Source organism: Saccharopolyspora shandongensis, from assembly GCF_900106995.1.
Taxonomy (GTDB): domain Bacteria; phylum Actinomycetota; class Actinomycetes; order Mycobacteriales; family Pseudonocardiaceae; genus Saccharopolyspora; species Saccharopolyspora shandongensis.
Genome location: NZ_FNOK01000087.1, coordinates 21,711 through 27,872 on the forward strand (window position 1 = coordinate 21,711; position 6,162 = coordinate 27,872).

Consider the following 6,162-nt stretch of genomic DNA (forward strand, 5'->3'; position numbering starts at 1 on the left):
CCGGATGCCCGATCGGGTCCGGTCGACGATGTACGGGTCGAGGGGGTAGCGCTCTGCTACCCCGGATGACCGAGAGGAATCGATGATGCGGTGGTGGTCCGCTGCTCTGGTGGGCGCGTGCCTGGCAGGTTTGTCGGCGTGCGGTGGCGGCTCGGCGAGCGAGGCGCCGACGGCGCAACAGGTGGTCGAGGCATTCCAGCGTGACGGCCTGGCAGTGCCGAACCCACGGGACAACACGAGCGGGAACTGCGAGCGGCTCGGCTGCGCCCAGATGATCACGACGGATGCGGTCACCGTCATGTCGTTCCAGGATGAGGCTGCGGCTACCAAGATCGCGGACCAGTTCGGCGAGGATGCGTTCCGACGTGGTGCAGTGGTGTTGCAGTACGCCGCGGCGCGCACGCCGGAAGATCAGCGGGCGAAGCTCGAGGGCTCGTTGGCGGCGATGCGCGGGTGATTGAGTGGTTCAGCGACGTCAAAGACGTAGCCCCTTGGGCCGCTGTTCTCATCGCGATTGGCGCTGCATGGATCGCTTGGCGGCAGTATCGGATGGCACGGCAGCGTGATCGCGAGCAGCACGCGGCCAAGGTGGCGATCTGGTACGAGGACGGCGCTCCGAAGTACGTCAACACGAGCGGCCTTCCGATTTGGTCGGTCGAAGTGTTGTTCAACGGTGCGAGCGTGCCCGCCGAGCGTGGGTGCTGGCCGCCAGCACCCGATCCTGTTGATGCCGATCGATTGATGGGTTCGGATCTTGGTTCCCAGTGGATGAATTCGATCCGAGATGCCGCCGAGCGCATGAAGCAAAAGCGCTACGACGATGAGTCGGAGAAGAGCGTCAGCCTTCGATTCCCGAAGATGACCCCTTTGACAATCGTCTTCACCGACGGCAATAACCGCCGGTGGCGCCGTGATCTTGACGGCACCTTGTCCGAAATCAAGCAACCGTCTCGGTTCAGCGTGCAGCTCGCTGGTATCCGGCGGCTACCGAGCCGGGTGGTACACAAGATCCGGTCGTAAAAGAGCCCCGGTTCGCTTCGGCGATCCGGGGCTCTTTGGGCACAGCGGTGCCCGCTGAAACCTGACATAAGCACAATCAGGCGGTCATGCGCAACTCGGCCCGCCGGTTTCGCTTTGGCACTGCGGCCAGGATCACGCCGCACTGCCGAGCGTCGTAGAGCGGCCGGATACCGTCCCGGCCGACGACCGGGCAGTGCTCGCGGATAGTGCGCTCGCTGCGACCGGTGAGCCGAACGAGGGTCGCGCGATCGACCAGGGCGCGGCCGTCGCGGTAGCGGACGATGGGCGGGCGGGTCATGGATTCGTTCTCCACTGGGGATTTGCGGCTAGCCGGTCGGCGGCGACGGTCCACGGGTCGGTATGCGGTGCGCCGTCCTGGATTTCGGCGAGCACGGCGCGGATGGCCTGCCACGCGTGCGGCTCGCTGATGCCGAGCTCGGTCATGCGCTGCCAGAACTTCGCCTCGGTTTCCTTCGCTGTTTCCATGCTGGCGGCCATGCGATCGTCGAACGTGGCGGCGTCGGCGAGCATGGCCTCGCAGAGTTCCAGTCCAGCCCGGCGGACACCTTCGGGGAGTTCACCCCGGCCCGCGGCGAGCGCGAGCTCGTCGAGTAGCCCAACGAACACATACCGGTCGGCGGGCACGACCGGGGCCCGCCCGACCTGGCTTTCGGCCTGCTGCCGGCGGGACTGCTTCCTGAGCGCCTCGGCGGCCTTGATGATGAGGTCCTGCTCGGCGCGGTACTGCGCACGCTGCCGGTCCGTGGTCACGCTGCCCCCATCGTCTCGAACGCGAGCCGCTGCCCGAGGTCAAGCAGCGCCAGCCCATCGTAGGAGCTTCCGCAGTCCCCGCAGCGCACAGCGAGTGTGTCGGTATCGCCCACCGGCCACAGCGGGCCGCCGCAGTCCCAGCACGGGGCGAGCGGCCGAGTCGAGTTTCCGGCGAGCCGCTGCACCTGGGCGTGAAGCTCGCGGAGGTCATCGGCGAGATCGTCGGCCCATGGCTGCGTGGTGCACCAGTCGATGTATCCGCGCAGCCACCCCGTGCCCCTGGTGATCGTCAATTCCCGTGGCGGCGCATGGTGGTCCGCGTCGAGCCGTCGCAACTCGGAATGCACCCAGCCGCACAAGCGGTTCACGGTGCCGATGATGGATCGGGTGGCGCCGTCGGTGTCGTCGGGTCCGATCACGTGCGCGACGCTGCGAGGGTCGAGTGCGGCGATCACGTCGAGGTTCGCGGGTGGCCTGCTGCCGTAGCCGGGTGACCGCCGGCCACCCTCGCCACCGCGGCCGGGTGCGGCGGTGAGGGTGGCGGCGTAGTCGTCGATCTCGCGAAGCCACCTGCGCATCCGCTCGGCGCAGGGCTCGCAGGCGTAGCGGCCGGGTTCGGCGGTGCGCTGGCAGCGGTCGACGGTGCAGGGGGCGGTGTAGTCATCGCAGTGCATTCGGTCACCTCCGAGAGATGGCCGGCCAGGTGGGCATTCCTGGCCGGGCGCGCGGGTCAGCGTCGGGTGTTGTCGGTGTGCGCTGTGCCCAGGTGCGAGAGCACCCGCGCGACGTCGGCGAGGGATTGCCGCGGCCATCCCTGGACCTCGGCATGCGACCTCCAGGACACGGCATCGTCGTCCCACCACGTCATCGGGCCGATGCCTCGCGCGTTGATCAGCCACGCGCGCCGTGCAATCGGGTCCTCCGGGTCTTCACCCGGGTGGACACGGACCGTCCCGAACCGGTCAGCCTCGGGACCGTCGTCCTGCTGGTCACCGCCAGGAGTAGGCGCAATCTGCCCACCCTTCGCGGCGGCCTGCTCGGCACGGTCTGCTGCTTCGGCTTCGCGCACGGCCGGGTGCTCGTCCGTCGGCAGCCATCCGCCGCGGACCAGCAGCGCGTGCACCTTGTCGTCGGGCATGTTGGCCATGCTCCGTGCCCACGCTGCCGCTTCGGTGTCGTCGTCGGCCTGGTGCTCGCCAAGAATCCACGCGGCGACGCGCAGCAGGGCGTCGACGTCGGCGATGTTGAGCACGTCGAGCGCACCGGCGGCGGCGCGGACGGCTTCGGCGCGGCGGCGTTCCGGCGGGGCGGCGGTCATTCGGTCACCTCTGGCGGGTAGGCGGTTGCGGTCGGGAGCGCCCACGCGTAGCCGTTGCGCATCGCCGCGCCGAGCTCGACGACGCCGTGCACGGTTGCGGTGGTGCTGTGGTTGCCGGGGAACGTGGCGGGCAGGACGATGCCGTTTCCGGTCGAGGTGCCCGCGGTCGTGATGGCCTGCTTGACGGCTCGTTCGGCGATGTGCGCCCGGTCGAGCCGGTCGGCTCCGTCCTCAACGGCGAGGAACACCACGACGGCTACGCGGTTGTCGGCGGCGGTCACGCGGGCACCTCCGGGGCGACGAACGGCTTGTCGGCCGGCCACCACCCGGCGTCGACCAGCAGCGCCCGCACCTTGGCGGCGGGCAGCTGGGCCATGCGCTGTACCCACTCGTCGGCCGCGGCGTCGTCGTCTTGCGGGCGGTGGCCGGTGAGCAGCGCGACCAGGTCATCGACAGTGCAGGTCACCCACTGCTGCCCGGGGTTGGTGACCCCTTTTCGCTTGTGGACGATCAGCCCGGCCACGGCGTCGTCGTTGCCGCGTTCGAGCTCGGTCTCGGCCGCCCACTTGGCGAGCTCGACACGGGTGGTGTTCTTGCATTCGGCGACGATCCGGCCGCCGACTACGCCGGGGGTGCGCAGTCCGCCGATGTCGCCGCGGTCCTTCGCTCCGGTGCGTGCGCGGCGGTCGATCCGGTCGTCGACATAGCGGGCGAGGTAGTCGGCGATGTCGCGTTCGAAGCGGGTGCCGGCGGCCTTGGCCGACCGGCGGTTGCGGGTGTGGGTCATCGGGCACCGCCGAGCTGTTCGGTGATGGTGCGGCGCACGGTGTCCATGCACGTCGACCAACCCTCGTTCAGAAGGTTGTGCAGCTCGGGGTCGTCGCCGGGGTGCATCGGCGGCGGGGTCAGGCCGAGCACGGCGCGCAGGGTGTCGATGGCGGCGACGCGCTCGGGGTGGCGGTCGCGGAACTCGTCGATGTCGCGGTCGTCCTCGTAGGCCATGCCCAGCTCAAGGTCGTCGAGCAGCTCGCGGTGATCGCACGTGTTTCGCGGCCTCACGTCGTCTGTGGCGTTTCGGGTGTCCATCGGTACTCCTGATCGGGGTTTCGGTGCTGTGCGGCGAATGTGGGGCCGGGATTCGGGATCAGAACGGGGGTTCGTCGGCGACGCTGCCGCCGCTTGGCGGCGGGGCGCTGCCCCACGGGTCGCCGGTGGGCGTGGACTCGGGCGCGTCTTGGCGGTCGATGCGGAGCGTTTTCGCCAAGTGGCGCTTGAGGTTGGGGCCGATCGCGTACAGCGCGAGCTCGATGGACTGGCCTTTGCTGCCGTCCTTGCGGTCGTAGTCGCGCACCGACAGCTCGCCGGTCACCACGACCTCGTCGCCCTTGGACAGGCTCTCGGCGATGTTCTCGGCGAACTGCTCCCACGCCTGGGCGCGGACGAACATGGTTCCGGCGTCTTCCCATTCCCCGGCGTCGGTGCGCTTGCGCTTGTTGAACACCAGCGGCACCGTCACCACGGCCCGGCCGGACGGGGTCCAGCGCAGTTCGGGGTCGGCCCACAGCCGGGCGACTTCTCCGTTGATCTTGGGCAGGGGCATGGTCAGTGGTCTCCGTTCTGGAAGGCGCCCACGCGCGAGTCGTGGACGGTGGACAGGGGCACGAATTCACCTGCGCGGTGGCCGCGACGGATGGTGCGGGCGCACTTGCGGCCGGGGGCTGCTCCGCAGTGAGGGCAGGCGACGGCGAGCGCCGCGTGGGTGCGCTTGGGTTTGCGCTGCCAGCCGAGGCGATCGGCAACGGCCTCGATAGCGGACCGGACGCGATCGGGGTCGGCGGTGTGGTCCGCGTCGCCGGACTCGATCTCGGCGCGCTTGGCGGCGCCGAGTTCGGCGAGCCGGGCCCGCTCGGCGGCATCGCGGCGGGCCTGGATCCGCTTGGTCACCACTGCGGGGCCGATCCAGCTGCCGTCGAACGCGAAGTGGTCCTTCACGGCTTCCAGCGCCTCGGAGTAGGTCCACTTGGCGCGGGCCGCGGAGTCCATCCACGCCATGACGTCGGCCTCGCCGCGCTGGCGTCCGTCGTAGGCGGTGGCGACCTTGAGCACGCCGATGATTTCGTTCTGCGTGAGGCTCATGCCGCACCGCCCGGCAGCGCGCGCAGGTGGGGCTCATCCGGGACCAGGAACGCATCGAGAGCGTCGATCCGGTCCGCCTTGGTGGTTTGCCCTGCGCGGGCGGGTGCGCGGCGCTCTGCGTCCTTCTGGGAGCGCAGCAGCCAGTTCCGCCAGGTGCGTTCCCAGTCGTGTTTGGTGGCGTCCTTGCCGGACTTCGCTGTCCAGTGGTTGACGAACATCTCGGTTTCCCGGCGGCCGTCGACGTTCGGGCAGTTCTCCCGAGCCCACGTGACCATTTCGGCGGTGACCGTGAAGCCTTCGGGGATGCGGGTGGCGCGCTTGCGCGGCCCAGAAGAAGACGAAGTCTTCTTCTCTTGTGGAGGGGAGGGGAGGGGAGGGGTAGAGCCGACTCCCTCGGGGAGTCCCCCGGTGCGTCCCTCGGGCGTCCCCTGGGGACAGTCCTCGTTGACCTGCTGCGCTTCGGATTTCGCCGCTTTCGCCGCGCGTGCTCGCGCTTTCTTCTCGGCGTCTTTTTTGCGGCGCAAAAGAACGTCTTCGCGCGTCGGATTCCGGCCGTTTTCGGTCCACTGGTGGAACTGGTAGCCACCCTCGGCGCGCACCCACAGCCCAGCGCGCACCAACTTCTCGGCCTGCGGGGTGGTCCCGAGCACAGTCACCATGTCCTCGGGCACGAACCCGTCGGTGAGCTGTTGGGCGCACCAGGACCCGGCACGGGTCCACAAGCCGATCGCGGCGTTACCTGCTCGGACTGCCTTGCGGTGGAACGCAAAGCCGTCATCAACGGGGAACCAGGGCATCAGGACGCCGCCTCCTTTCGTGGGTGGTTCGGCGCGAGCCGCAGGCGGTCGCGGATTCGCGCGGTGGTGTAGGTGGTCATGCGGCAGTGGGCGGCGATCTGGGGATCGGTCCAGCCGAGG

The 6,162-nt window shown here is 69.3% G+C and carries 12 protein-coding genes; 2 read left to right on the top strand and 10 right to left on the bottom strand.

The window, feature by feature from the left end; all coding sequences use genetic code 11:
- Window positions 1-82 precede the first annotated feature (82 nt).
- Window positions 83-457: a hypothetical protein gene (locus tag BLW84_RS48190; protein ID WP_218157732.1), complete on the top strand. Its 375-nt coding sequence runs from the start codon at window positions 83-85 to the stop codon at window positions 455-457.
- Complete coding sequence (locus BLW84_RS43480; protein WP_143061335.1) at window positions 454-1,020, top strand: hypothetical protein; 567 nt, start codon at window positions 454-456, stop codon at window positions 1,018-1,020. Before BLW84_RS48190 ends, BLW84_RS43480 begins: the two co-directional genes overlap by 4 nt.
- A gap of 76 nt (window positions 1,021-1,096) precedes the next feature.
- On the opposite strand, the gene BLW84_RS43485 is transcribed toward BLW84_RS43480, so the two are convergent.
- Genes BLW84_RS43485 through BLW84_RS46990 form a run of 10 tightly spaced genes read right to left on the bottom strand, consistent with a single transcriptional unit; the run spans window position 1,097 to window position 6,042 of the window.
- On the bottom strand, window positions 1,097-1,318 hold the full coding sequence (locus tag BLW84_RS43485) for a hypothetical protein (protein WP_093278261.1): 222 nt from the start codon (window positions 1,316-1,318) through the stop codon (window positions 1,097-1,099).
- Window positions 1,315-1,791, bottom strand: coding sequence for a hypothetical protein (locus BLW84_RS48195; protein WP_177227033.1), 477 nt, complete (start codon window positions 1,789-1,791; stop codon window positions 1,315-1,317). Before BLW84_RS48195 ends, BLW84_RS43485 begins: the two co-directional genes overlap by 4 nt.
- Window positions 1,788-2,465, bottom strand: coding sequence for a hypothetical protein (locus tag BLW84_RS43495; protein WP_093278263.1), 678 nt, complete (start codon window positions 2,463-2,465; stop codon window positions 1,788-1,790). Before BLW84_RS43495 ends, BLW84_RS48195 begins: the two co-directional genes overlap by 4 nt.
- A 56-nt stretch (window positions 2,466-2,521) precedes the next feature.
- On the bottom strand, window positions 2,522-3,109 hold the full coding sequence (locus BLW84_RS43500; protein ID WP_093278265.1) for a hypothetical protein: 588 nt from the start codon (window positions 3,107-3,109) through the stop codon (window positions 2,522-2,524).
- Complete coding sequence (locus BLW84_RS43505; protein WP_093278267.1) at window positions 3,106-3,390, bottom strand: hypothetical protein; 285 nt, start codon at window positions 3,388-3,390, stop codon at window positions 3,106-3,108. Before BLW84_RS43505 ends, BLW84_RS43500 begins: the two co-directional genes overlap by 4 nt.
- Entirely contained in the window at window positions 3,387-3,896 is a 510-nt protein-coding gene (locus BLW84_RS43510; protein WP_218157733.1) for a hypothetical protein, read from the bottom strand. The genes BLW84_RS43505 and BLW84_RS43510 overlap by 4 nt, the downstream gene beginning before the upstream one ends.
- Window positions 3,893-4,195, bottom strand: a complete 303-nt coding sequence (locus BLW84_RS43515) for a hypothetical protein (protein ID WP_093278269.1) — start codon at window positions 4,193-4,195, stop codon at window positions 3,893-3,895. The genes BLW84_RS43510 and BLW84_RS43515 overlap by 4 nt, the downstream gene beginning before the upstream one ends.
- A gap of 58 nt (window positions 4,196-4,253) precedes the next feature.
- Window positions 4,254-4,709 carry a single-stranded DNA-binding protein gene (gene ssb / locus BLW84_RS43520; protein ID WP_093278271.1) on the bottom strand — a complete coding sequence of 152 codons (456 nt, stop codon included), beginning with the start codon at window positions 4,707-4,709 and terminating at the stop codon, window positions 4,254-4,256.
- Between the two features lie 2 nt (window positions 4,710-4,711).
- A complete protein-coding gene (locus tag BLW84_RS43525) occupies window positions 4,712-5,245 on the bottom strand; it encodes a zinc finger domain-containing protein (RefSeq protein WP_093278273.1) in 534 nt (177 codons plus the stop codon).
- The gene (locus BLW84_RS46990) at window positions 5,242-6,042 is read right to left on the bottom strand and encodes a hypothetical protein (protein ID WP_143061336.1); all 801 of its coding nucleotides are present in this window, start codon (window positions 6,040-6,042) and stop codon (window positions 5,242-5,244) included. The genes BLW84_RS43525 and BLW84_RS46990 overlap by 4 nt, the downstream gene beginning before the upstream one ends.
- Window positions 6,043-6,162 lie beyond the last annotated feature (120 nt).